19 protein-coding genes are annotated in these 24779 nt (G+C 69.7%); 7 read left to right on the forward strand and 12 right to left on the reverse strand.

Annotation, left to right across the window (positions count from 1 at the left end; all coding sequences use genetic code 11):
- The 9 genes from ftsW to mraZ form a co-directional block, all read right to left on the reverse strand.
- On the reverse strand, positions 1-1614 hold the full coding sequence (ftsW, locus tag ACFQ91_RS10935) for a putative lipid II flippase FtsW (protein WP_198499003.1): 1614 nt from the start codon (positions 1612-1614) through the stop codon (positions 1-3).
- Between the two features lies 1 nt (position 1615).
- Positions 1616-3151 carry a UDP-N-acetylmuramoyl-L-alanine--D-glutamate ligase gene (gene murD, locus ACFQ91_RS10940; protein WP_198499004.1) on the reverse strand — a complete coding sequence of 512 codons (1536 nt, stop codon included), beginning with the start codon at positions 3149-3151 and terminating at the stop codon, positions 1616-1618.
- Entirely contained in the window at positions 3141-4232 is a 1092-nt protein-coding gene (gene mraY / locus ACFQ91_RS10945) for a phospho-N-acetylmuramoyl-pentapeptide-transferase (RefSeq protein WP_198499005.1), read from the reverse strand. The genes murD and mraY overlap by 11 nt, the downstream gene beginning before the upstream one ends.
- Positions 4229-5695 carry a UDP-N-acetylmuramoyl-tripeptide--D-alanyl-D-alanine ligase gene (gene murF, locus ACFQ91_RS10950; RefSeq protein ID WP_198499006.1) on the reverse strand — a complete coding sequence of 489 codons (1467 nt, stop codon included), beginning with the start codon at positions 5693-5695 and terminating at the stop codon, positions 4229-4231. Before murF ends, mraY begins: the two co-directional genes overlap by 4 nt.
- Position 5696: 1 nt before the next feature.
- Positions 5697-7238: a UDP-N-acetylmuramoyl-L-alanyl-D-glutamate--2,6-diaminopimelate ligase gene (locus ACFQ91_RS10955; protein ID WP_198499007.1), complete on the reverse strand. Its 1542-nt coding sequence runs from the start codon at positions 7236-7238 to the stop codon at positions 5697-5699.
- On the reverse strand, positions 7235-9001 hold the full coding sequence (locus tag ACFQ91_RS10960; RefSeq protein ID WP_198499008.1) for a penicillin-binding protein 2: 1767 nt from the start codon (positions 8999-9001) through the stop codon (positions 7235-7237). The genes ACFQ91_RS10955 and ACFQ91_RS10960 overlap by 4 nt, the downstream gene beginning before the upstream one ends.
- Positions 9002-9063: 62 nt before the next feature.
- Entirely contained in the window at positions 9064-9606 is a 543-nt protein-coding gene (locus tag ACFQ91_RS10965; protein WP_232623619.1) for a hypothetical protein, read from the reverse strand.
- Entirely contained in the window at positions 9603-10565 is a 963-nt protein-coding gene (gene rsmH, locus ACFQ91_RS10970) for a 16S rRNA (cytosine(1402)-N(4))-methyltransferase RsmH (protein ID WP_198499009.1), read from the reverse strand. The genes ACFQ91_RS10965 and rsmH overlap by 4 nt, the downstream gene beginning before the upstream one ends.
- Positions 10566-10770: 205 nt before the next feature.
- On the reverse strand, positions 10771-11202 hold the full coding sequence (gene mraZ / locus ACFQ91_RS10975; protein WP_040342214.1) for a division/cell wall cluster transcriptional repressor MraZ: 432 nt from the start codon (positions 11200-11202) through the stop codon (positions 10771-10773).
- 397 nt (positions 11203-11599) lie between these two features.
- On the opposite strand from mraZ, the gene ACFQ91_RS10980 reads away from it, so the two are divergent.
- The 3 genes from ACFQ91_RS10980 to ACFQ91_RS10990 are packed head-to-tail and all read left to right on the forward strand — an operon-like array spanning position 11600 to position 16312.
- Complete coding sequence (locus ACFQ91_RS10980; RefSeq protein ID WP_198499010.1) at positions 11600-12589, forward strand: MoxR family ATPase; 990 nt, start codon at positions 11600-11602, stop codon at positions 12587-12589.
- 4 nt (positions 12590-12593) lie between these two features.
- Positions 12594-13742, forward strand: coding sequence for a DUF58 domain-containing protein (locus tag ACFQ91_RS10985; RefSeq protein WP_198499011.1), 1149 nt, complete (start codon positions 12594-12596; stop codon positions 13740-13742).
- Complete coding sequence (locus ACFQ91_RS10990; protein WP_232623620.1) at positions 13739-16312, forward strand: DUF3488 and transglutaminase-like domain-containing protein; 2574 nt, start codon at positions 13739-13741, stop codon at positions 16310-16312. Before ACFQ91_RS10985 ends, ACFQ91_RS10990 begins: the two co-directional genes overlap by 4 nt.
- Before the next feature lie 816 nt (positions 16313-17128).
- Here the strand turns inward: ACFQ91_RS10990 and ACFQ91_RS10995 are convergent.
- Both ACFQ91_RS10995 and dinB read right to left on the reverse strand, forming a co-directional pair.
- The gene (locus ACFQ91_RS10995) at positions 17129-17542 is read right to left on the reverse strand and encodes a DUF3040 domain-containing protein (RefSeq protein WP_198499012.1); all 414 of its coding nucleotides are present in this window, start codon (positions 17540-17542) and stop codon (positions 17129-17131) included.
- Positions 17543-17837: 295 nt separating this feature from the next.
- On the reverse strand, positions 17838-19073 hold the full coding sequence (gene dinB, locus ACFQ91_RS11000; protein WP_198499013.1) for a DNA polymerase IV: 1236 nt from the start codon (positions 19071-19073) through the stop codon (positions 17838-17840).
- A 58-nt stretch (positions 19074-19131) separates the two neighbouring features.
- On the opposite strand from dinB, the gene ACFQ91_RS11005 reads away from it, so the two are divergent.
- Positions 19132-19650 (forward strand): hypothetical protein, encoded by a 519-nt coding sequence (locus tag ACFQ91_RS11005; RefSeq protein WP_232623621.1) that lies wholly within the window; start codon positions 19132-19134, stop codon positions 19648-19650.
- Complete coding sequence (locus ACFQ91_RS11010) at positions 19647-20825, forward strand: polyprenyl synthetase family protein (RefSeq protein WP_198499014.1); 1179 nt, start codon at positions 19647-19649, stop codon at positions 20823-20825. The genes ACFQ91_RS11005 and ACFQ91_RS11010 overlap by 4 nt, the downstream gene beginning before the upstream one ends.
- 5 nt (positions 20826-20830) lie before the next feature.
- Here ACFQ91_RS11010 and ACFQ91_RS11015 read toward each other — a convergent pair whose 3' ends face one another.
- Complete coding sequence (locus ACFQ91_RS11015) at positions 20831-21181, reverse strand: Rv2175c family DNA-binding protein (protein WP_137826473.1); 351 nt, start codon at positions 21179-21181, stop codon at positions 20831-20833.
- A 128-nt stretch (positions 21182-21309) separates the two neighbouring features.
- Between ACFQ91_RS11015 and ACFQ91_RS11020 the strand changes: the two genes are divergently transcribed.
- Both ACFQ91_RS11020 and ACFQ91_RS11025 read left to right on the forward strand, forming a co-directional pair.
- Complete coding sequence (locus ACFQ91_RS11020; protein ID WP_232623622.1) at positions 21310-22425, forward strand: LysM peptidoglycan-binding domain-containing protein; 1116 nt, start codon at positions 21310-21312, stop codon at positions 22423-22425.
- Positions 22422-24641 carry a PASTA domain-containing protein gene (locus tag ACFQ91_RS11025; protein ID WP_198499015.1) on the forward strand — a complete coding sequence of 740 codons (2220 nt, stop codon included), beginning with the start codon at positions 22422-22424 and terminating at the stop codon, positions 24639-24641. The genes ACFQ91_RS11020 and ACFQ91_RS11025 overlap by 4 nt, the downstream gene beginning before the upstream one ends.
- Positions 24642-24779 lie beyond the last annotated feature (138 nt).

Here is a 24779-nt window from a genome sequence, read left to right on the forward strand (position 1 = left end):
TCACTCCTTCTTCTTCCGGCCGGGAGCTCTCCTGGCCAGGACGGCGAATGAGGACCGCACGCGGTCCTTGTGGGCGCGGATCGCCTCGGCGGCACCCTTCTCCGTGCGCGCGAAGGAGAGGATGACTCCGACGGCGAGCAGGGAGGCGATGATCGAGGATCCGCCGTAGGACACGAACGGCAGGGGCAGCCCGATGACGGGCAGGAGTCCGGCGACGACGCCGACGTTGATGGCCGCCTGGCCGATGAGCCATGCGAAGAGGCCTGCCGTGGTGATCTTCGCGAACAGGCTCTCAGCGCGCAGCATGACGCGGATGAGGCCGAAGGCGAGGACGGTGAAGACGAGGAGGACGAGAATCGTGCCGACGAGGCCGAGCTCCTCGCCGATGATGGCGAAGATGAAGTCGTTGTGCGCTTCGGGCAGCCACGACCACTTCTCCCGGCTCGCCCCGAGGCCGACGCCGAACCAGCCGCCGGAGGCGAGGGAGAAGAGCCCGTGGTTGGACTGCCATGCCTGACCCGTCGTGTCGATCGCCGCCTGGTCGGCGTGCCCGGTGATCGCAAGGGCGAGGCGATTGAGCCGGTTCTCGGAGCTGAGCACGTAGAACGCGGTGACCGCCCCGAGGCCGCCGATGAGGAGGAGGAAGTATTTCATCGGGAAGCCGCCGATGAAGAGGCAGGCCAGGGCGATGGCCATGAGGACGAGCGCGGTGCCGAGGTCGTTGCCGGCGACGACGAGGCCGATGGCCACGGCGATGCCGGGCACGACGGGGATCATCGCGTGCGTGAACGTCGTCATCTTCCCGAACTTGTTCGCGAGCACGCAGCCGAGCCACACGGCCAGGGCGATCTTGAGGAACTCGGAGGGCTGGAGCTGGAAGGAGCCGATCTGGATCCAGTTCGCGTTGCCCTTCGTCTCCTTGCCGAAGCCCGGGATGAACACGGCGGCCTGCATGAGCACCCCGAGCCCGATCGCCGGCCACGCGAGCTTCTTCCACAGGCTCAGCGGCACGAAGGACGCGGCGATGAGAAGGGCGAAGCCGACGGCCGCGAAGCCCGCCTGCTTGTTGAAGTACTCGAACGAGGAGCCCTCTCCCCCGTCGTACGACGTGATCGAGGAGGCCGAGAGCACCATGACGAGGCCGAGGCCGGTCAGCGCCACGACGGAGATGAGGATGAGGTAGTACGTCGCGAGCGGGTTCGCGGAGATCGTCCGGTATTCGGCGACGACGGCCCGCAGCAGCTGCTTGCCGGGGATCCCGCGTCGCCATGTCGTCTCCGCCGCCGAGGCGGTCCCGGAGACGGGTGCGCCCGTCACGTGTGCCTGCCCGCCGGTGGTCGTCTTCGCGCTGGACTTCTTCGCGCTCGACTTCTTCGCCCAGGGCATCGCCGCTCGGGGCTTCTTCGCGGCAGACTTCTTCGCGGCGGGCTTCTTGGCTGTGGGCTTCTTCGCGGCAGGTGTCTTCGCGGCAGGCGATTTCGCACGCGGTGTCCCGCTCGGCGCCGTCCCGCCCGCGGAGGTCGTCGGCGCGGACGTCGGGTCGGTCCTGGTCGGGGCGTCGACCGGAGCCGAAGCCGCGCTCGGCCGGCGTCGCGTCGTGCTCTGCCGTCCCATGTCAGCGTCCCGGCAGCTGCTCGACGGCGTGGGCGAAGAGCTCGCCTCGGGTGCTGTAGTTGAGGAACTGGTCCATGCTCGCCGCGGCGGGGGCGAGCAGGACGGTGTCACCGGGGACGGCGATCGTCGCGGCGGCGGCGACCGCGGCGTCCATGACGGCGGCGCCGCGCACGGCGGGGTCGGCCGCCGCGTCCTCGGGCAGCGGGTCGATGCGGACGATGTCGAGATCGGGGGCGCCTGCGGCGGCGGCCGCGCGGAACGCCGCGTCGTCGACGCCGATGAGGATGAGCGCCTTGAGCCGGTCGGCGTTGGCGGCGAAGAGCTCGGTGAAGTCCGCGCCCTTGGGCAGGCCGCCGGCGATCCACACGATGGGGTCGAAGCTCGCCAGCGACGCCGCGGCGGCGTGGGTGTTCGTCGCCTTCGAGTCATCGACCCAGCGGACGCCGTCGGTCTCGGCCACGGTGACCATGCGGTGGGCGCCGAGGGCATGGTTCTTAAGGCCCGCGGCGATCGCCTGGCCGGGCACGTCGATGCTGCGGGCGAGGGCGGCGGCGGCCAGCGCATTGGCGATCTGGTGGTCGGCGGGACGCTGTCCGGGGGTGCCTGCGGCCCGGGCGACGTCGGCGAGCGAGGCGATCTCGGCGGCAGCCGTGTAGCGCTGCGGGATGAACGCGCGGTCGACGAGGAGGTCGTCGACGACGCCGAGCTCGCCGGGAGCGGGGATCCCGGTGGTGAAGCCGATCGCCCGGGCCCCGGCGACCACCTCGGCGTTCTCGACCATCGTCTTCGTCGCCGCATCGGCGACGTTGTAGACGCAGGCATCGCGGACGTGCTCGTAGATCTTCGCCTTGTCGCGGGCGTAGGCATCGACGCTGCCGTGCCAGTCGACGTGGTCGGGGGCGAGGTTGAGGACGACCGCGGAGGTCGCCGACATCGAGAACTCCCAGTGGAGCTGGAAGCTCGAGAGCTCGATCGCGAGCACCTCGAGTCCGGGTTCGAGGACGGCTTCGAGCAGCGGGGCGCCGATGTTGCCGCATGCCTTCGCGCGCAGTCCCGCGGCGAGCAGCATCGATTCGAGCATCGTCGTCGTCGTGGTCTTCCCGTTCGTGCCGGTGATCGCCAGCCACGCCGCGTCGTTCGTCCCGCGGATCCGCCACGCGAGTTCGACCTCCCCGATGATGGGGATGCCGGCGGCGATCGCCGCGGCGAGCACCGGCTGGTCCGGGGTCCATCCGGGTGAGGTGACGACGAGGTCGAACGTGCCCTCGGGCAGTCCGGCCACGGCCTCGGGTCCGCGGCGGATGTCGACGTCGAAGACCTCGAGGATCGCGGTCTTCTCCGCCATGTCCTTCGTCGCGTCACCGTCGACCAGCACCACCTCGGCGCCGCGTTCGGCGAGGTGGACGGCGGCGGGGAACCCGGTGACGCCGAAGCCGGTGACGAGGATCCGCAGCCCGGCCAGCGACGACGTCGGTCCGCTCAGGGCCGCGGGGATCCGGTCGGCCAGCGGGTAGTCGGCTGCGAGGTCATCCGCCAATGCGCGCCACCCATTCGGCGTAGAAGAGGCAGACTCCGGCGATGACGAAGAGCGCGGCGATGATCCAGAACCGGACGACGATCGTCACCTCGGCCCAGCCCTTGAGCTCGAAGTGGTGCTGGAGGGGCGCCATGCGGAAGACGCGCTTGCCGGTGGTCTTGAACGAGGCGACCTGGATGATCACCGAGAGGGTGATGATGACGAAGAGGCCACCGAGGACGACGAGGAGCAGCTGGGTCCGGGACATGATCGCCAGGCCGGCGATGGCGCCGCCGATCGCCAGCGACCCGGTGTCGCCCATGAAGATCTTCGCGGGAGAGGTGTTCCACCACAGGAAGCCGAAGCAGGCCGCGGCCATGGCGCCGGCGACCATGGCGAGGTCGCGGGGGTCGCGCATGTAGTAGCACGCGTTCGTCGCCTCGGACATGAGATTGCAGTTCTGCGTCGACTGCCACGTGCCGATGACGACGTAGGCGGCGAAGACGACGGCCGAGGCGCCGGCAGCGAGGCCGTCGAGGCCGTCGGTGAGGTTGACGGCGTTCGACACGGCGGTGACGATGAGGTTCGCCCAGATGATGAAGAGGACGAGGCCGACGGCGCCGCCGGCGAAGGCGAGATCGAGGTTCGTGTCCCGGATGAAGGAGATCTTCGTCGACGCCGGGGTCTCCCCGAACGAGTTGGGGAACTGGAGGGCCATGACGGCGAACGAGATGCCGACGAAGGCCTGGCCGAGCAGCTTCGGCACGGGGCGCAGACCGAGGGAGCGCTGCTTCCTGATCTTGATGAAGTCGTCGAGGAAGCCGACGATCCCGAGGCCGGCGGCCAGCCACAGGACGAGGAGTCCCGAGGCGGTGGGCACCGAACCGGTGACCAGGTGGCCGAGCAGGTAGGCGATGATCGCGGCGCCGATGATGACGACACCGCCCATCGTCGGGGTTCCGCGCTTCGTCGCGTGCGTCGTCGGACCGTCGTCACGGACGAACTGACCATAGCCGCGCTTGACGAGGACCCGGATGAAGAGCGGGGTCCCGACGAGCGCGAGGACGAGTGCGACACAGGCCGCGAGCAGCACCGCGATCATTGGGCCCCCGAGACGCCGGCGATGTCGTCCCCGAGATACCGCAGGCCGGCATCACGTGAGGACTTGAACAGAACGATGTCGCCGGCGGCGAGCTCTGCGGTGAGCAGGTCCTTCGCCTCGGCGACCGTGGCCACCCACGTCGCCTCGTTGCCCCACGAGCCCTCGAGGTTCGCGGCGTTGAAGATCGGCTTGGCGCCCTCGCCGACGACGATGGTGCGGGTGATGTTGAGACGGACGACGAGTTCGCCGATGTCGGCGTGGGCGCTGATCGACTCGTCGCCGAGTTCGAGCATCTCCCCGAGCACGGCGAAGGTCCGCCGGGGGCGGGACTCCTCGTCGCCGCGGCCCATCGCCGCGAGCGCCTTGAGCGAGGCGCGCATCGATTCGGGGTTGGCGTTGTAGGCGTCGTTGAGCACGGTGACGCCGGTCGGCGAGTCGATGAGCTCCATCCGCCACCGGCTCGCTGCCGAGGAGGTCGCGAGCGTCGTGACGATCGACTTCACGCCGACGCCGCAGGCGGACGCGACGGCCGCAGCGGCCAGGGCGTTGCCGACGTGGTGTTCGCCGACGAGGGCCAGGCGCACCTCCTGCGGTTCCTCACCGGGCAGGTGGAGGAGGAACGAGGAGTGGCCGGAGGCGTCGGTGGAGACTCCCGTCGCCCGCACCACGGCGTCGTCGGTCCCGACCCAGTCGGGCAGCGACTCGCGCTGGGAGAACCACAGCGTCTCGACGTCAGCGGCGAGCACCTCGTGCATCGCCGCGACCCGGGGGTCATCGGCGTTGAGCACGGCCGTCCCGCCGGCGATGAGGGATTCGACGAGTTCGGCCTTCGCCCGGGCCGTGTTCTCGATCGACCCGAACACACCGGAGTGGGCGGTGCCCACGGCGAGCTCGACGGCGATGTCAGGACGGACGAGGCTCGTGAGGTAGGCGAGGTTGCCGATCGAGCGGGCGCCCATCTCGAGGACGAGGAAACGGGTCTCCTCATCGGCGCGCAGGGCCGTGAGCGGAACCCCGACCTCATTGTTGTACGAGTTCGGGGGCCACACGGTCGGGGCCTCACCGGCGAGGAGATCGGCGGCGAGGTCCTTGACCGTCGTCTTCCCGACGGAGCCGGTGATCGCGATGACGGTGAGCTCACCGGAGGCCCGCAGCGCCTCGACGCTCGCACTCGCGAGCCGCCCGAGCGCCTCGGTGGCGTCGGAGACGAGGACGGTGGGCAGGGGCTGGTCGTCGACGGTGGGCACGGATTCGCCGATGATCAGTGCGGAGCCGGCCTCGACGGCAGCGGCGGCGAACTCGATGCCGTCGACGTTCTCGCCGCGGCGGGCCACGTAGATGTCGCCGGGTCCGACTTCGCGGGAGTCGGTGACGACTCCGGCACTCAACAGGGATTCGGGGTCTACGCCGTACAACTCGCCGTTGACGGCGGTTGCGATGTCGGCTGCACTCAGTCGCTTCATATCAACTGTGAACTTTACCCGTTTCCGGACCGCCGAGTCGCGCAGTCAGCGCCGAGCGTGTCCGGGTGCGGTCGTCGAATTCGGTGACGACGGCGCCGATGGTCTGGCCGGTTTCATGCCCCTTGCCCGCGATGAGCACGGTCGTTGCAGGGTCTGCTGTCGCAATCGCCGAGTCGATGGCCTCGCCCCGATCGGCGATTTCGATGACCTTCTTCACACGCGCGTCGCCGGACGCGACAGCCGCATCGATTCCCTCCCGCACGGCCGCTCGGATCGCGGCGGGATCCTCGGTGCGCGGGTTGTCGTCGGTGAGAACGATCACATCGGCTCCGCGCGCCGCCGCCTCACCCATGCCGTAGCGCTTGCCGGGGTCGCGGTCGCCGCCGGCGCCGAAGACGAGGACGAGCTCATCGCTGTCGGCGTCGAGGGAGGCCAGGGCCTTCTCGATGGCATCGGGGGTGTGCGAGTAGTCGACGATCGCCCGGGGCAGCCCGGTCGCCGGTGCCTGGTTGACGTCGATGATCTCCATGCGCCCGGGCACGGCGGCGGTGAAGGTCCGGCCGATCTCCGCGATGTCGGCGGGGGCGAGACCGGCTTCGACGAGCATGGCCGCAGCCAACGCGGTGTTCGTCACGTTGAAGTCACCGGGCAGCGGTGAGCGCAGGGGGATCTGCGTCCCGTCGCCGAGGCGGAGGGTGAAGTCGGACTCCCCCGGCACGTGGTCGATGCGCAGTTCGCTGCGGTCGTCGCGGCCGAGCGTGCGCACGGGGATCTGCGCGGCCTCGGCCATCCGCTCCCCCCAGGCGTCCTCGATGACGATGACGGCACGGTCGGAGAAGGCGCGGGTGAAGAGCAGGGCCTTGGCCGCGAAGTACTCGTCCATCGAATGGTGGAAGTCGAGGTGGTCCTGGGAGAGGTTCGTGAAGCCGGCGACGGCGAAGTGGGCGCCGTCGACGCGGTGCTGGGTGAGCGCGTGCGAGGAGACCTCCATCGCGCACGTGTCGACGTCAGCGGCGCGCATCTTCGCGAACAGGGCGTGGAGTTCGGGAGCCTCGGGGGTCGTGCGGACGCTCGGCACCGCGGTGCCGGCGATGAGGGTCGCGACGGTGCCGATGACCCCGGTGCGCCGGCCGAGCGCCTCGAGCAGACCGGCGAGCAGGTACGTCGTCGTCGTCTTCCCGTTCGTCCCGGTGACGCCGAGGAGCTCCGGGGTCACCGAGGTGCCGTAGATCGCGGCGGAGACGTAGCCGAGCACGCCCCGGGGGTCATCGACGACGAGCCCGGTCACCTCGGCGAGCTGGTCGTCGGGCACGTCCGTGCCGATGATCTCCCAGCCGGCGGGGTCGGTGAGGATCGCCGTGACCCCGCGGGCGACGAGGTCGGCGGCGAACCGGGCGCCGTGGACGTTCGCGCCGGGCAGGGCGGCGTAGAGCTGGCCCGGGGCGACGGTGCGCGAGTCGTGGGAGACCCCGGCGACCTCGCGTTCCGGGTCGCCGTGGATCGTGCCGGGGGCTGCGGGGAGCAGCTGGGAGATGCGCATCATTTCCATTCTCGTGGCGGGAGCTGGGGCTGTTCCGTGGATGGGGGGATCTTGTAGTGCCGCATCGCGAAGCCGGCGACGTCGGAGAACACGGGCGCGGCGGCGGTACCACCGTAGTAGCCGTCGCGGGGACGCTGCAAAGTCACGGAGATCGCGAACTTCGGGTCCTCGGCGGGGATGACGCCGACGAACGAGGCCGTGTAGCCGTCGTAGCCGCTGCCGTCGGCGGCCGGTGCCTGGGCGGTGCCCGTCTTGCCGGCGACCCGGTAGCCGGACACGGCCGCCGACTTGCCGGTGCCCTCGGCGACGACGCCCTCGAGCATCGCCAGGGTCTGGTCGGCGGCCTTCTCGCTGACGACCCGCGTGGGCTCTCCGGCGGGCACCGGGATGGTCCTGCCCGACGGCGAGATCGTGCCGTCGACGAGGCGGGCGGGAACGCTCACTCCCCCGTTGGCGATCGTCGCGATCACCGAGGTGGTCTGCAGGGCGTTCGCGGCCATGCCCTGTCCGAACATCACCGTGTACTTCGTCCGTCCGTCCCAGTCCGCGTAGGGGTGGAGGATGCCGCCGGTCTCGCCCGGGAAGCCGACCGCGGACTTCGAGCCGAAGCCGAACTTCTTCAGGTACTCGTAGCGCTGGGCCTCGGTGAGCGCCTGACCGGCGAGGATCGTTCCCGTGTTCGAGGATTCGGCGAGGATGCCGGCGAACGTGAGCTTCTGATCGGGGTGCGGGGAGGAGTCGCGGAACTCCTCGTCGTTGGGCGCCTTCCACGTGTCGGGGACCGTGAACTCCTGGTCGGGAGTGACGAGTCCCTGGTCGAGGAGGGCAGCGGCGGTGACCATCTTCGCCGTCGACCCCGGCTCGAAGACGTCGGTGAAGATCCGCGAACCGCGATCATCCCCGTCGACCTTGCCGGGGTTGTTCGGGTCGACGGTCGGGGCGTCGGCGGCGGTGATGATCCTGCCGGTGCCGATCTCCTCGATGACGATCGAGCCGGATTCGGCCTTGCGGGCCTTGACCTGCTCCTCGATCGCCTGCTGGGCGTAGTACTGCACCGCGGGGTTGATCGTCGTGCGGATGCCGGAGCCGTCGACGGCGTTCTCGATGTTGTTGTCGCCGAGCGGGATGATCTCCCCGCGTGCGCCGCGCTCGTACTGCTGCTTGCCGTCGCGGCCGCTGAGCTCCTCGTCGAAGGAGAGCTCGAGTCCCGCCTGCGCCTGGCCGTCGGAGCTGAGGAACCCGACGAGGTTGCCGGCGATCGCCCCGGACGGGTACGAGCGCACCGCGTACTCCTCGGCGGAGATGCCGAGGATGCCGAGGTCGTCGATCTCCCGCCACGTCTCCGAGGTCAGGCCCTTGGCGACCGGGTTCCATCGTTTGTCCCCGACGAGTTCGGGATAGAGGAGACCCGGGTCGGTGTCGAGAGGGCCGGCGAGCGCCTCGGCGGCCCCCCACGCGCCGACGAGCTTGCCGTCGACCTTGTACTGGGCGACGTTCTGCTGATCGGCGACGACCTGGTAGCGGGAGACGCTGTCGGCGAGCACGGTGCCGTCGGAGGCGACGATCTGACCGCGGTCGGCGGGCAGGGTGCGGGTGACGAGGCGGTTGGCGAGTGCCTGTTCGGCGAGCTTCATCGAATCCATGCCCTGGATCGAGATGAGGCGCACGCCGGTGATGACGAGGACGAGAGCCGAGAAGGCTGCGATGACCGCGACACGGCGACGGAGGTTGGGAGTCTTCTTCGCCTTGCGTGTCCGCGGGGCCATACTTCGTCCTTACCTCATCGGCTCAAATCTCTGTCACTGCCGTCGCCTGCCGTACGTGCCGCTCACTTGGGAGCGACCTGCGCGGGAGGCGCGATGTCCTTGCTCGGGCTGCCGCCGACGACGGGCAACGTCTCATCCGATCGTAGATTGGGCCGGAGGTCATCCCTGGTATCGGCGCGCGGGCCGGGCACAACTGCCGGCTCCTTGTCTCCGCTCTCGTCGATCGGCGGGGCGTCGATGACCTTCCCGGTCTTCGCGTCGAGGAACTCCGGGGAGGTGTCGCGGACGAGTCCGAGCTCCTCGGCGGCCTTCGCGATGTTCTGCGGGGACTCGCGGTAGGAGTTGTCCTCGACGAGGCGGTCCTTCTCCTCGGCGAGCTGCTCCTTCTGCGCCCCCAGCTGATCGATCTGGTACGAGGTGTTGGAGATGTAGATATTGAGCAGGAGGACGGCGACGAGAGCGGTGACGAGGATGCCCAGGCACAGCAGCGAGAAGGGCAGCTTCGACTTCGGCAGCTCGAACTTCAGCAGCCGCAGGCGCGGGGCCGGCGTCGTCGTCGCCGGTGTGCGGTGCTGTGGCCGGGTGACGGCTGGGGCGTGACTCACGGCTGTGCCTCCCTGATCTTCTCGACGGCGCGCAGGCGCACGCTCTTGGCGCGGGGATTGCTCTCCGCCTCTTCCTCATCGGCGACTTCGGCGCCGCGCACGATCTCCCGCAGCCACGGCTGCATGTGCTCGGGCACGACGGGCAGGTCCGGTGGGGCCTGGGTGTGGGTGCCGGCGCGGAAGATCTTCTTGACGATCGTGTCCTCGAGCGACTGGTAGGACTCGATGACGGCAACGCCGCCGAGGTGGAGGGCCTCGAGCGCTGCCGGCAGCGCGGTGCGCAGCACCCCGAGTTCGTCGTTGACCTCGATCCGCAGCGCCTGGAACGTCCGCTTGGCCGGGTGGGAGCGCTTCTTCGTGTCGGGCAGGACGCGGGTGAGCATCGCCGCGAGCTGATCCGAGGTCGTCCACGGCGTCTCCGCGCGGTCGGCGACGATGATCTTCGCGATCTTCCCGGCCATCTTCTCCTCGCCGTAGTCCTTCAGGATGCGACGGAGGTCGGCTTCGGAGTAGGTCGCGAGCACCTCGGCGGCGGTCAGTGCCTGGGTCTGGTCCATCCGCATGTCCAGCGGCGCCGGACGGGAGTAGGAGAATCCGCGCTCGTCCTCGTCGAGCTGGAGGGAGGAGACGCCGAGGTCGAGGAGGATCGCGCTGATCGCCTCGATCCCGAGGTCGTCGAGGACGCTCGGGAGCTCGTCGTCGACGGCGTGGACGATGTCGGTGCGGTCGGCGAACGGCTGCAGGCGAGCACTCGCGATCGCGATGGCGTCCCGGTCGCGGTCGAGGCCGACGAGGTGGACGTCGGGGAAGGCCGTGAGCACCGCCTCGGCGTGACCGCCCATGCCGAGCGTGCCGTCGACGACGACGGGGGTGATGCCCTGTGCCCGGGCCGCCGCGACGCCGACGCCGATGAGCTCGACCACGCGGGCCAGGAGCACTGGCACATGCTGTGCGTTCATGGTCGGGCCCTTCGTGCGTGGTCGTCGGTGTGCGTCGGCGGCTGGCTGCGTCGACCGGCCTGCCGGCCGGGCGTCCTGCTGGAGCCGGAACCTTGTCCGCCGTGGCCCTGGCACCGGGGAAGTGTGTCAGGACTGGTGTGCTTCGGAACCGGGGAAGTGCCCCGAAACCCCATGCACGGCGGGCAAGGATCGAGCCCGAGCAGAATCAGATCACTCCGGGGATCACCTCGTTCTCGCGTTCGGCGAAGGCCTGCTGCGCGCCGACGAGGTACTCCTCCCATGTCGGGGCATCCCAGATCTCGACTCGGTTTCCCATGCCGATCACCGCGACTTCCCGGTCGAGTGATGCGTACTGCCGCAATATGTGCGGAACGGTGATCCGTCCCTGCTTGTCCGGCTGGTCTGCGAAGGCCGCTGACAGGAACACGCGCTGGTAGTCGCGTGCCTCCTTGTTCGTCTTCGGCGCGTTCTGGATCCGCTCGTGCTCGGCTTCGAACTCCGTGGTGGGGAACAGGGTGAGGCAGTTCTCCTGGCCACGTGTGAGAACGAGTCCGGGCGAGAGCTCGTCGCGGAACTTCGCGGGCAGGATGAGGCGACCCTTGTCGTCGAGCTTCTGCATATGAGTGCCCAAGAACATGTCGTCTCACCCCTTTCGAAACCAATCGGCTCCGATAGCAACCACAGTACTCCACTTCCCTCCACCCATTCCAGCACCTGACCCCACTTTCGCCTGTGAACCCTATAAAAGCCCAGGTCAGACCCGTGGAGGAAAGTGGAAGAAATCTCCCGTCCGCGCGTCTCCGGGGGTCCTGAACTGGGCGATCTCGGACTCGGACGACCGCCTCGGCGCGCACCTCTGCCCCGAGAATCCGGGGATCGTCGCCGAGGTGGGGCGACGTGGGGAGGAATGTGGGGAATCCGGTGGGGCGAAGTGGAGGAGGTGGTGGAGGGCGGTGGGGAGGGAAGTGGGGAGGCCGGAGATCCTGAGAGGCGCCCGTGTGCGGACCGGGCCCCTAATAAGGGACAATGGACGCATGTCGACGAGCCAGGAAGCCACACAGACCAATTCAGTCATCGGTGCCGAGCACATCGAGTGGGTACAGCAGCTGACATCACGGGCGCGCACTGCGATGAACTCAGTGCTCGAGGGCAAGGACGAGGCCGTGGGCCTCTCCCTCATCGCCCTCCTCGCCGGCGGCCACGTGCTGCTCGAGGATGTGCCGGGCGTCGGCAAGACCCTGCTCGCGCGGGCGATGGGCAAGGTCGTCGACGGCTCGGTGCGCCGCATCCAGTTCACTCCGGACCTGCTGCCCACCGATGTCGTCGGCGTCAACCTCTTCAATCAGGAGACCCGGCACTTCGAGTTCCGCCGCGGTCCCGTGTTCGCCAACATCATCATCGCCGACGAGATCAACCGCGCGTCCCCGAAGACGCAGTCGGCGATGCTAGAGTGCATGGCCGAGGGCCAGGCGACGATCGACGGCGAGACGCACATGATGCCCTCGCCGTTCATCGTCGTCGCCACTCAGAACCCCATCGACATGGAGGGCACGTACGCTCTGCCCGAGGCCCAGCGCGACCGCTTCATGACGCGCATCTCGCTCGGCTACCCGTCGACGGCCGATGAGGTCGACCTGCTCGACAACCAGATCGAGCACGATCCGCTCACCGCGGCGCAGGCGGTGACGAGCCTCGAGCAGATCAAGCAGGCCCGCGACATCGTCCGCCACGTCTCGGCGAGCCCGGCGCTGCGCGAGTACATCGTCGCGATCCTCCAGGCGACGCGCAATGACCAGGCGATCGTGCTCGGCTCCTCGCCGCGCGGCGGCGTCCACCTGCTGCGCGCCGCGAAGGCCAGGGCCGCCCTGTCGGGTCGAACCTTCGTCACGCCCGACGACATCCAGGCGCTCGCGCCCTTCATCCTCGCCCACCGCATCATCCCGCGCGACGGCGACGACTCGGAACTCGCGGCCGACCTCATCGCCCGCGTGCTCGCGCGAGTGCCCGTCTCGACGAATCAGTGACGGCATGCGGCTTTCGACCTCGGGAATCATCTTCATCATCGCCGGAGCCGCGCTCATCGTCGGCGCCTACCGGTTCGCTCTGCCCGGCCTTCTCCCGGCGGGACTGCTCCTCATCGGGCTCGTCGGCCTCTCCGCCGCCCTCATCGGCTGGGGCACGCGCCGGATCTCGGTGACCCTGCACACTCCCCTGCCCGAGGTCCGGCTCCAACCCGGAGACGAGCGCTACCCGCTGGCGCCCGAGGGCAAGGAGGTCGAGATCGACGCCGTCGTCCGCAACACCGGTCACCTCGCGGTGCCTGCGTCGACGATCGACTTCGTCGCCGCCGACGGCTTCGGCGACTCGACCGTCGGCGAGGTGCCGCCGCTGGCCGGGGGCCGCTCGCAGAACGTCGTCACCTCCTTCACCCCGAACCGTCGCGGCCTCAGCGGCATCGAGGCGGTGCTCGTCACCGTCGCCGGTCCCTTCAGCCTCGTCACGGCGAAGAAGAAGGTGCTCGGCGCGCAGCCGATCGCCGTGGCCGTGCCCTCCCTCGGCGCCCGGATCCCCGGGGACACCGCGAACCGACCGGCGCGCCTCGACGAGGGCAAGATCCGCTCGGGCCACACGACCCGCGACTTCCACACCCGGGAGTACGTGCCCGGCGACGATCTGCGCCACGTCCACTGGCCGACGACGGCGAAGTCGGGTGAGCTCATGGTCCGCCACGAAGCCGAGGAGGAGACGCTCCACGCGCTCATCGTCGTCGATCTCGTCGGCGCCGAGGAGCCCCCGGACGACCTCGAGCAGGAGTTCCTCCTCGCCGCGGCGGCCGCCGCCGGTGTCGCCTTCCTCCGCGCGGACTACGAGGTCTGCATGATCACCCCCGGCCATGAGCTCCGGTTCCGGGGCCCGCGCGACGTCGACCGCCTGCGCCTGCTCACCGCGCTCGTCGAACCGGGACCGGCCCACCTGCCCTCCCACGACAACCCCAACCACGTCGTCATCTGCGCCGCCGATGACGCCCGCGCCCAGGCGATGGCCGCGCAGTTCACGCGCCGGATCCCCATCACCGTCCGCAGCCTCTCGGAGATCGATGACATGACGATGCTCGGTTTGAGCGAAGACCTGCCCGAATCCTGGACGACCTTCGACTCGAAGCGGGTCGTGCGATGAGCGCCGACGTCATGCAGCCCGACGTCGGGCAGCCCGGTGCTGTGCAGGAGGAGCGGCAGCGCTCCTCGACGTGGCTCGAGTCGCTGTCGGTGTTCGTCGCCATGGTGCTCACCGCCATCGGGCTCTCCGCGGTCTTCTCCGACTTCGACTGGCTGCTGCCGGTCCTCGTCGCCGTCTTCCTCATCGTCCTCGTCGGGGCGGTCTTCCGCAGCATCCCGGGGCTCAAGGCCACCGGCACCGCGGTCATCGCGCAGTGCATCGTCGGCGTCATCGCCGTCCTCGTCCTCTGCGCGCCCGACACACTGCTCGCAGGGATCATCCCGACCGGTGAGTCGTTCGTCGCCGTCATCGACCTCCTCTCGGCCGGGGTGAGCGACCTCTACGCCTCGACCCCGCCGGCGGAGAGCACGCCCGGCTTCACGGCGATGCTGACGATCGCGTTCACGCTCATCACGATCCTCATCGACGGACTCGTCTCCGACCTCGGCGCCCCGAAGGTCAGCGGCGTCCTCCTCCTCGTGCTGTGGATGATCCCGGTGTTCTTCGCCCCCGCCCAGGTGCGGTGGTGGCACATCGCGGCGATCCTCGCCGCGTTCCTCCTCCTCATGCTCAGCCCCTACTTCCCGCAGGCGAAGTGGCGGGGTGGGCTGACCGCCGTCGTCGCCGGCGCGGTCGCGATCATCCTCGGGATCGCCCTGCCGATGCTCCTGCCGCAGGTCCCGACGCTGCCCAACCGCGCGTCGAACAACCAGGGCGACCTCACGGTGACGAATCCGTTCCTCGACCTGCGCGCCGACCTCGGCGCCCGGGACGATTCGACGCTGTTCACGTACACGACGACGGCGGAGAACCCCGAGCCGATCCGCCTGACGTCGATCAACTCCTTCGACGGGCAGACCTGGGCGCCGACGCCGTTCGGGCTCGACCAGTTCGCGATCGCCGCCGAGGGCCTGCCGTGGCCGCAGGGTCTGCCGCGCAACCAGGGCTACTCCGAGCAGCGCATCGACTTCTCGATCGGCCAGTACGATCAGCAGTACCTGCCGACGCCCTACGCCCCGCAGCAGCCGGAGGGACTCGACCGCCGGTGGATCTACGACGAGTCCTCGCTGACGATCGTCGGCAACGGGGAACGCTCGGGCGGGCTCGACTACTCGATGGACTACCTGTCGATCGAACCCGATGTCAGCGTCATGCAGTCGGCGACCCCGGTCAACTCCGCGGAGTTCGAGACCGAGCTCGAAGTGCCCGAGACCCTGCCGCAGAGCGTGCGCGACACCGCCGACGAGGTCACCGCCGGGGCGAGCAACCAGTGGGAGGCGGCCGTGCTGCTCCAGGCGTACTTCCGCAGCGGCGAGTTCGAGTACTCGCTCGACGCCCCGGAGGAGGCCAGCGGGGACGCGATCTCCGACTTCCTCGTCGACAAGCGCGGGTACTGCGTGCAGTTCTCCTCGGCGATGACGATCATGGCCCGGACCCTGGGCATTCCCGCCCGGATCGGCGTCGGCTTCGCCTCCGGCACGGAGAACGGCGGCGAGTACCAGGTCTCGATGCAGGATTCCCACGCGTGGCCCGAGCTCTACTTCGACGGTGTCGGCTGGGTGCGCTTCGAGCCCACTCCGGGCGGACCGGCCGGGGCTCCCCCGGCGTGGACCGTCGCCGACGGCAGCGCCGATGAGGCGAACGAGGAGACCACCGAATCCGCCACCCCGACCGCGGAGCCGACGGAGAGCGCGTCCGAGGCCGCCCCGGCGACCGAGGAGGGACAGACCACCGAGGCGACGGATGCGGCGGCGGAGCCGGCGAACTCGAATCTCGGCACCGTGATGTGGGCCGTCATCATCGCCGTCCTCATCCTCCTGCTGCTCGCGATTCCCGCGCTGTGGCGGGTGCTCCAGCGCCGTCGCCGCACCGGTTCTCCGGTCGACCTCGAGAACGTGTGGACGGAGATCAGGGCACTGGCGACCGATTACGGTCAGAGCCTCGATCCGAGCCGCACCCTCCGCCACAACGAACTCGTCCTCGCCGGCGGTCCTGCCGTCGCCGAGGCGGGTGCTCGCGCCGCCCGCGGCGAGACGGGTGCCGGGACTTCCGGTGGGGCTGGGGACACCGGGTTTGACCGGGCCGGGGTTGCCGGGGTCTCGAGCGCCGGTGCTGCAGGCGCCGGTGCCGATGTCGGAGCCGGTGCCGGGACGCTGGGACCGTCTGGTCCGGGTCACGGCCGCACCGAGGACGGGCGCGTGCCTGCAAGTCAGGCGGCGGCCGGTTCGGACAGCGCAGGCGCGCCCGGCGGCTCGGCTGCGGGACGGCCCCCGTCGGCGCTCGGCCTCGACGCTCTGCGCAGCCCGGTTCCGTCAGCTTCCGGCATCCGCCGCCACGACGACACGGCGCTGTCGGCGTTCATCGACGCCCTCGAGGCGCAGCGCTACGGGGCGCAGGCCACGGACCTCTCCCCCGCCGAGGCGCAGGCCGTCATCGACGAGGTGCAGACGGATCTGTCCGAGCATGCGACGCCCGGCAGCCGGATCACCGCGAAGATCTGGCCGGCGAGCATCTTCACTCCCCCGAAGTGACCGCCCGCCGCGCGTCGACCGACCATAACGGCGATCGACCACTACCCGGAGCGCCGAATCATCCCTGTGCACGGCGATGATTCGGCGCTCCGCGGAGGTCAAGCGCAGCCGCGCGGAGTCCACGACGCTCCGCAGCGGACAAGCCGCTCCGCGTAGGGGTCAGCGCTTCCGCGCCGCCGCCCGCCTCCCCGCCGTTCGGCCTGCCCCGTCCGGCTTCCCGCCACCGTTTGGGCTCACCTGCGTTTCGAGGGCTCAGTTCTTTACCTGAGCCCTCCGGCCCGGACAGAGCTGCCGACGAAAGTCAGCGTGTCGGACCAGCGGCATCTGTGCGCGGAGTCGGCGGCATCTCTCCGAGACCTCCCCGCAGCCACTCGACTCGCCCACCTCGACTTTGCGCCAGGCCAAACCGAGATGGCCATGACAAGGACTGGCCATTTCAGCCTCAACTGGCGCACACCGCGGTTCGGCCTGACCCGTCCGGCTTCCCGCCACCGTTTGGGCTCACCTGCGTTTCGAGAGCTCAGTTCTTTACCTGAGCCCTCCGGCCCGGACAGAGCCCGAGTCCGCCGGGACCTGCATGAGGGCGGTGAGTATTCGTGCGCGCCGGGCGACGGAACGCACTGTGCGCTGGCGGCGGTGCGTTCCACCGCGGGCGGGTCGGGTAGGTCCATCTGCCCACGGGCGGCGACACGTCAAACTGCATGCGAGAGGGCAGGCGACGGCGAGTGGGGGCATGCGAAAGGGCACCGGGATGATTGCTCATCCGCAGTGCCCTTCGAAACTCAGAGGCTCACGACACTCACTGGTGCCGGACGCTCATTCCCCGCGCTGGCGCTTCTCCCAGCGGTCCTCCATGCGACTCATGAAGCCACCGGAGCTCTTGCCGTTCGACTTCGGCGCCGCCCCCGATCCCGAGGAGCTCTTCGCGCCATCGCCGACGCGTCCGGGACGGCTGAACGCCCAGTACATTCCCGCGACCATGAGGCCGAAACCGACGACGCCGAGGGCGATCCACGCGACCGCCTGATTGACCATCGAGATCGCGAAGATCGTCGCGGCGAGGCCGGCGAGGGCGACGAGGATGCCGACGACGAAGCGCTTCGCCGAGAAGCCCGGACCGCTCACGGCCGCCTGGGATTCCGAGATGTTGCGTGCGAATCGGGGGTCTTCGCTGCGCAGCTGCTTCTCCAGCTGATCGAGAAGCTGCTGTTCGTGATCGGAGAGTGGCATGTCGAACCCCCGTTTCCTTACTCTGGCCTATTGCCCCAATCATAGTCTCTGAACACTGAAAAAACATCTTCGGAACGGGGCAGGCGGGGGTATTCCCACCCCGTCCTCAGACTCACTGAGCGCGGCTGAACGCGCGCCCTGTGCGCAGTCCGTGACGCAGCCTCCGGCTCCCGTCCCTCCGGGCGAACAACGGCCCTGGCCAGAGCCCCCGCGAGGGGCGATGACCTCCCTCTCACGCCATGTCCGAAACCCGCTGGTCGCGCCTCGGCGCCCCCGTCCCGGGCTCCCGTGAACGTCAGCGCTTGGGGTGCCGGCGCAGGAGGGAGGCCTGTGAGATCGCCTCGGTGCCGAACCGGCGCCGCACATCATCGAGGGCCACCTCTGCTTCGCGTCCGGCGTGCTCGGGTTCGTCCAACCGGGCTTGCCGGCCGCTGACGGCGAAGTCCATGAGCCCGGCAGCGCGGACTCCGAGCAGCCGGACGCCCTTGGTCCGCTGCGCCCGCAGTCCGCGCAGCGCCGGGCCGAGCGCCTCGTACATCTCCCGGGCCAGATCGGTGGGAGCTTCGAGGGTGATCGACCGGGACAGCGTCGTGAAGTCGTCGAGTCGGTACTTGAGCCCGAGCGTCGTCGCGACCTTCCCCTCGGCCCGCACCCGGTGCGCGACCTTGTCGCAGAGCCGCAGCAGCTCATGCTCGAGCTCCGAGAGGTCCCAGACGTCAGCGCCGAACGTGTGCTCGGCGCTGATCGACCGGTCCTTGACCTGCCGATCCATGCCGTGGGAGTCGAGTCCGTGCGCGCTGCGCCACAGGTGGTGCCCATGCGCCCCGAACACGCGCCCGACCCATGCTTCGTCCATCGCCGCGAGATCGCCGATGAGGCGGATGCCGTACTTCGCGAACCCCGCCTGCGTCTTCTCCCCCACGCCGGGCAGCGCCTCGATCGGCATCGGGTCGAGGAAGTCCCGGGTCGCGGCGAGCGGAACGAGCAGCTGGCCGTGCGGTTTCGCCCGCGCCGAGGCGAGCTTGGCGACGACCCGCGACCCGGCGATCCCGACGGATGCGCTCAGTCCCGTGCGCTCCTCGATCTCCGCGCGCAGCTGTGTCGTGATGTGGACCGGGGACCCGAGCCTGCGCACCGCCCCGGAGACGTCGATGTACGCCTCGTCGACGCTGACCTGGAGGACATCGGGGGTGACCTCGGCGACGAGGTCGAAGACCTGCTTCGAATACGCGGAGTACAGGCCATGGGAGGAGGGGATCACCTCGGCGATCGGACACAGACCGATGGCCCGGGACATCGGCATCGCGGCGTGGACCCCGAACTCACGGGCCTCGTAGCTGGCGGAGACGACGACGCCGCGACCGGCCCTGCCGCCGACGATGACGGGCCTGCCGACGAGTTCGGGACGCGAGAGCAGCTCGACGGAGACGAAGAACGAATCCATGTCGAGATGGAGCATCGTCGCTCCCGTGTCATCCGTTCCCAGGTGCTCGAGGTCACCGCCGGAACGGGCCAGCTGCTTGCGGCTCATGTCCCACCCACGGATCGAACTTTTCGGCTCCCGCACGGTCTGCGGGTAATCTGTGACCATGGTATCGCGCAGCACTGTCACGACGATGACGCTTGCCCTCGGCCTTGTCCTCGCCGGATGTTCGGGACCCAGCGACCCGACGTCCCAGTCGACGTCGACCCCATCGGAGTCCGCGACGCAGACCGACGCCACTGCCGCTCCCAGCGATGCGGGAACCGAGAGCCCGACCCCCACCGAGGCGGCCCCCACGCAGGCCGAGCTCCCCGACTTCATGGCCCCCTATGAGGGCGCCGAGGTGATCTCGAGTTCGCGCGCGCAGGCGGAGTCCGGCACGCTCGACCAGGTGAGCATCGTCATGCGGGCGGAGGCCGAACCCGACGACATCGTCAAGTCCTACACCGAGAAGCTGGAGCAGGCCGGGTTCGAGACGTTCGGCGACGGGTCGCTGACGAAGGCAGCCCAGGTCGTGAACTTCCGTCACAAGGACAACGACGGCATGCTCGTCCTCACCGTCAGCGACGACCCCGCCGACCCGAAGGCCTCGATCGTGTCGCTCGGCGGGACCATCGCTCCGTGACCTCGCCCGACCGCGTCGAGTCCCTCGACGCTCCCGCGGACATCGCCGCCGAGGTGGCGGCCGGCATCTCCTCCTTCCTCACCGCGAAGGCGGCTGAGTTCGAGGCGATCTCGCCCGATACGGCGGAGATCGGCACCGCGCTCATAGACTTCACCCGGGGCGGCAAGCGGATCCGCCCGGTCCTCCTGTGGTGGGGCTATCAGCTCGCCACCGGAGGCGGGCGCCGTCTCGGTGACGGGACGGACACCACGCGTTCGGCACTCGCCGAGGCGGCCGCCTCCCTCGAGCTCCTCCACGCCGCGGCCCTCATCCACGACGATGTCATCGACCACTCGGACACCCGGCGCGGCGAGCCGGCCCTCCACCGCCGCTTCGAGTCCCTCCACGCGGCGCTGGGCTATCAGGGCGAGGCGGAGCCGTTCGGGGTCGCCGCGGCGATCGTCATCGGCGACATCTGCCTGGCCCTGAGCGAGGAGATCTACGAGACCGCGTGCGACGCCCTCTCCGGGTCGGTCACGGCGCAGGCTCTGCGCGCGCAGATGCGCCGGGACGTCATGGTCGGACAGTTCCTCGACGTCCGCGCCGAGGTGATCCCCCTCGACGATGACCGCATCAGCGAACGGGCGTGGGAGGTGCTGAGCTTCAAGTCGGCGAAGTACTCCGTCGAACAGCCGCTCCTCCTCGGCGCGGCTCTCGGCGGGGCGAGCGACGAGCAGCTCGCCGCGCTCTCCCGCTTCGGCCTGCCGCTGGGACAGGCGTTCCAGCTGCGCGACGACGTCCTCGGCATCTTCGGCGACCCGGCAGCGACCGGCAAGCCCGCCGGCGACGACATCCGTGAGGGCAAGCGCACCGTGCTCATCGCCGAGAGCCTGCGCAGGATGCCCGCCGAACGGCGGGAGATCCTCGCCGCGCGCCTCGGGGTCGGCGACCTCAGCGACGCCGAGGTGGCCGAGACCGTGACGATGCTCGCCGAGGCGGGCGGACTCGCCGCCGTCGAGGAGCTCATCGCGATCAAGCACGGGGAGGCGCTGAGCGAGCTGCGCCGGTGGTCCGACGATGGGCAGGCGCTCGACGCCGCAGGGTCAACCGGTGCCGGGACGGCGTTCCGCCTCGGCGAGGGTGCCGTCGAACGGCTCGAGGACTTCGCGACGAAGCTGAGCTATCGGCAGCGCTGAGGCAGTCAGAACGCGAGCGCCTGGGCGCGGCGGCGGACTTCCTTGCGGTTGCCGGCGCGGAGCAGGTCGATCGGGCGTCCCGGCAGGGAGTCGTCGGGGGTGAAGAGCCATTTGATCGACTCCTCGGCGTCGAAACCGGCGTCCTTGAGAGTGCTCAGCGTGCCCTTGAGCGGGGTGAGCACCGCGCCGTCGACGAAGAACGCGGACGGCACCCGCAGCACCTTGGGGTCGCCGTGCTTGTACCCGCAGATCGCGCCGTCTTCGAGGAGTCTGCGCACCTGGGAGATGCCGAGACCGGTTGATTCCGCGATGTCCGGCAGGGTTTCCCAGTCCTGGACGAGTTCTTCCGTATTCACCCCTCAAGCCTAGCAAAATCGGGAAGAAACACGCCGCCATGCGGGCGGCAATCCCGGGTCCGGAGCGGGGTACTCGATACGCTGGTGGTTGAAACTTCCCCAGAGAAATGAAGCCGAACAGGTGACAGATGACTAGCACGCGACGGAAATCGCAGATTCCCATCACCGCCGCCCCTGACATCCGTGCTGCCTCACGCGTGAGTTCGACCGGCCCGATCCCCCGCCCTGCGGGAGCGGATGCCGACACCGCCGAGGCGGCCCCGACGCCTGCCCCGGAAGCGCCGTCCCAGCGGGGTGCGTCCCAGACGGGCACCGCAGCACAGGCTTCGACAGCGCCGACTTCGGGACCGCAGTGGACCGCGGGCACGCAGAGCGAGACCGTGCCCGTCACCCACGGCGGTCGCACCTACAAGGTCAAGCAGGGCGACACGCTCTACGCGGTCGCGAGCCGTCACGGCGTCTCCGTGCCCGCCCTGGCCGACCTCAACCGGATCTCGCCGCGGCAGAATCTCAGCCAAGGGCAGGTCCTCTCCCTGCCGGAGAAGAACGAACTGCCCGACACCGACCCGTCCCACGTCGTCACCCCGGGCGAGACGCTTGCCGGGATCGCCGCGACCCACGGGATCTCCCCGGGCACGCTGCGCCGCGCGAACGCGATGAGCGATGACTCGCTCATCCGCGTCGGCGAACTGCTCCTCCTGCGCGACGGCGCAGCGCGTCCGCGCCGCCACGCACCGGACGTCCCCAAGGCGCTGCCGCAGGTCGCCGGTGCCGAGGGCATCCGCCCGAGCGTCGTCCATGCCGCCCGCCTCAACAAGGCCACTCTGCTCGCCCGCACCCATCCGACCCCGGAGCAGGCGCGGTTCCTCGTCGCGCAGATCGCCGAGGAGCTCGGCGCCGACCCGGCCCTCATGCAGTCCGTCGCCGCCCAGGAGTCCGGTTTCCAGCACGCCACGGTCTCGGCCGGGAACGCGATCGGGATCATGCAGGTCACGCCCCGCTCCGGCCGGTGGGCCAGCGACATCGTCGGACGCAGCCTCGACCTGCTCGACATCGCCGACAACATCGTCGCGGGAACCGTCATCCTCGGCTGGCTCGTCGAGACCGCCGAATCCGAGACCGAAGCACTCGCCGGCTACTACCAGGACCTGCGGACGGTGCGCGAGGACGGACTGCTGCCGGAGACGAAGGCCTTCGTCCGCGCCGTGCAGATGCAGCGGGGCCGCTGGGAGGAGGCACGATGAACGCGCTGCCCGATCCGCTCATCGGCGTGGTCCTCAACGACCGCTACCGGATCGACGCTAAGATCGCCCGCGGCGGCATGGCGATGGTCTACCGCGGAACCGACCTGCGCCTCGACCGCGAGATCGCGATCAAGGTCATGCACGAGCACCTCATCTCCGATGAGACGTTCGTCGAGCGGTTCCGCCGGGAGGCGATCAACGCCGGTCGCCTCACCCACCCCAACCTCGTGGCCATCCACGATCAGTCACGCGACGGCGACATCGTCTACCTCGTCATGGAGCACCTGCCCTCGGTGACGCTGCGCCGGGAGCTCAAGCACCGCGGATCGTTCACCCCGCGGCAGGCGATCGTCGTCCTCGACGCGATCCTCGCCGCCCTCGAGGCGGTCCACTCCACGGGCATCATCCACCGCGACCTCAAACCCGACAACGTCCTGCTCGGCACCGACGGCCAGGTCAAGCTCGCCGATTTCGGGCTCGCCCGCGCCGTCACCTCGGCGACGACGACGAAGACCCTCATCGGCACCGTCGGCTACGTCGCCCCCGAGCTCGTCACCCGCGCCGGTGCCGACGCCCGCACCGACCTCTACACCGTCGGCATCATGTTCTACGAGATGCTCACCGGGACGCAGCCCTACACCGACGACGTGCCCATCCAGGTCGCCTACCGGCACGTCCACGACACGGTGCCGCCGCCGTCGGAACGGGTGCCGGGGCTGAGCCCCCGCCTCGACGCCCTCGTCCTCTGGGCGACGTCGAAGGACCCCGACGACCGGCCCGCGGATGCCGCTGAGTTCCGCAGCGCCCTCGCCGAGGCACGAGCCCACATGAGCGATGCCGAGCTCGATTTCGGTGACCCCGAGGCGGTCGCCGGGGAGCACTCCCCCGCCCTGACCGCGAGCATCGACCTCGGCTCGGATGTGCCGAAGGAGAAGAAGTCCCGCACCGACGAGATCCCCTACCTCGAAGACGACGAAGCCGACGAGGCCGCCGAAGAGGAGACACCCGACGAGGCGAGGGCCGGATTCGACGAGACCGCGAACCGACGCACTGCCGTCGGTGCCGGAGTCGCAGCCGGTGCCGTCGCCGCATCCGGCAGCGCAGGATCGGCCGGTGCCGGCGGTACCGCCACCGCACTGCGCGATGAATCGCCGACCGGTGGCGACGAGGCCTCCGGGGAGTCGTCCGCTGGGGACTCCTCCGATACGCCCGACCACGAGACTTCCGACGCCGACACCCCTGACCGCGACGCTGAGTCGACGGCGGCTCCTGTCCGCACGTCGAAGACGAAGAAGTCGAAGACCGGCGCGAGAACTGCGGTCGCCGCTGTGGCCGGATCCGGGTCCGGCACCGGCACCGCGTCTGCGCAGGCCGATCCGTCCGGGGGCGACGCGGACGAGGCGGGTGCCCCCGTCACGGCGGCGGCCGCCTCGACGGATCCGAAGCGCCGCAGGCGCCGTCGCCTGGCCACGACCCTCGTCGCCGTCGCAGCGGTCATCGTCCTCGTGGCCTGGCTCGTCATCGCCAACCTGCCGACCCCGACGTCGATCGTTCCCGGTCAGCTAGCCGGCAAACCCGTCGCCGAGGCGACCGCAGCCGTCGAGGACAGCGGGCTGACGACGGAGCGGCAGGAGGTCTTCGACGACCAGGTCCCGGCCGGCACCGTCGTCGGGTCCGAACCGGTCGGAGGCACGGAGCTCTCCCCCGAATCGACGGTGACGCTCGTCGTCTCGAAAGGCGTGGAGATGTTCGCGGTCCCCGAACTCGTCGGCCAGACCGGCGATGAGGCGAAGTCGGCGCTCGAGGACACCGGCCTCGCCGTCGGCGACGTCAGCGAGGAGTACAGCGACTCGGTCGACAAGGGGCGCGTCATCAGCGCCTCGGAGGACCAGGGCAAGGAGCTCACGCACGACACGGCCGTCGACCTCGTCGTCTCGAAGGGCCCCGAACCGATCGCCGTGCCCAACGTCGAGGGCCTGTCTTACGATGCGGCCTTCGCCACGCTGACGAAGCGCGGATTCCGCGTCGGCAAGGAAGAGGTCTTCTCCGACACCGTCCCCAAGGGCGACGTCGTCTTCCAGTGGCCCAAGAGCACCGAGGCGAAACCGTACAACTCCCTCGTCATCGTCCGCGTCTCGAAGGGCAAGGAGGAGAAGCCCGCCGACGAGAACAAGGACGAGAAGCCGCAGGACGAAGCCGACAAGGACGGCAAGTGACCGAAGCCCTGGCACAGCTCACGGGCTGATCCGGCGGCGACACAACAAGGGCGCCCCTCGCAGATGGTGATTGCGAGGGGCGCCCTTGTGTCCCGCAACCTGAGGTTGGGACGGGCCCGCGTCGGCTGGGCCCCGCGG

The organism is Brevibacterium sp. NPDC056726, assembly GCF_042790515.1.
GTDB lineage: Bacteria > Actinomycetota > Actinomycetes > Actinomycetales > Brevibacteriaceae > Brevibacterium > Brevibacterium sanguinis.

What these genes read in the sequence shown, in the direction of transcription:
- ftsW (WP_198499003.1), bottom strand. Translation starts at nt 1,614, where the DNA reads ATGGGACGGCAGAGCACGACGCGACGCCGGCCGAGCGCGGCTTCGGCT.
- mraY (WP_198499005.1), bottom strand. Translation starts at nt 4,232, where the DNA reads ATGATCGCGGTGCTGCTCGCGGCCTGTGTCGCACTCGTCCTCGCGCTC.
- murF (WP_198499006.1), bottom strand. Translation starts at nt 5,695, where the DNA reads ATGAAGCGACTGAGTGCAGCCGACATCGCAACCGCCGTCAACGGCGAG.
- ACFQ91_RS10955 (WP_198499007.1), bottom strand. Translation starts at nt 7,238, where the DNA reads ATGATGCGCATCTCCCAGCTGCTCCCCGCAGCCCCCGGCACGATCCAC.
- ACFQ91_RS10960 (WP_198499008.1), bottom strand. Translation starts at nt 9,001, where the DNA reads ATGGCCCCGCGGACACGCAAGGCGAAGAAGACTCCCAACCTCCGTCGC.
- rsmH (WP_198499009.1), bottom strand. Translation starts at nt 10,565, where the DNA reads ATGAACGCACAGCATGTGCCAGTGCTCCTGGCCCGCGTGGTCGAGCTC.
- mraZ (WP_040342214.1), bottom strand. Translation starts at nt 11,202, where the DNA reads ATGTTCTTGGGCACTCATATGCAGAAGCTCGACGACAAGGGTCGCCTC.
- ACFQ91_RS10980 (WP_198499010.1), top strand. Translation starts at nt 11,600, where the DNA reads ATGTCGACGAGCCAGGAAGCCACACAGACCAATTCAGTCATCGGTGCC.
- ACFQ91_RS10985 (WP_198499011.1), top strand. Translation starts at nt 12,594, where the DNA reads ATGCGGCTTTCGACCTCGGGAATCATCTTCATCATCGCCGGAGCCGCG.
- ACFQ91_RS10990 (WP_232623620.1), top strand. Translation starts at nt 13,739, where the DNA reads ATGAGCGCCGACGTCATGCAGCCCGACGTCGGGCAGCCCGGTGCTGTG.
- ACFQ91_RS10995 (WP_198499012.1), bottom strand. Translation starts at nt 17,542, where the DNA reads ATGCCACTCTCCGATCACGAACAGCAGCTTCTCGATCAGCTGGAGAAG.
- dinB (WP_198499013.1), bottom strand. Translation starts at nt 19,073, where the DNA reads ATGAGCCGCAAGCAGCTGGCCCGTTCCGGCGGTGACCTCGAGCACCTG.
- ACFQ91_RS11005 (WP_232623621.1), top strand. Translation starts at nt 19,132, where the DNA reads ATGGTATCGCGCAGCACTGTCACGACGATGACGCTTGCCCTCGGCCTT.
- ACFQ91_RS11020 (WP_232623622.1), top strand. Translation starts at nt 21,310, where the DNA reads ATGACTAGCACGCGACGGAAATCGCAGATTCCCATCACCGCCGCCCCT.
- ACFQ91_RS11025 (WP_198499015.1), top strand. Translation starts at nt 22,422, where the DNA reads ATGAACGCGCTGCCCGATCCGCTCATCGGCGTGGTCCTCAACGACCGC.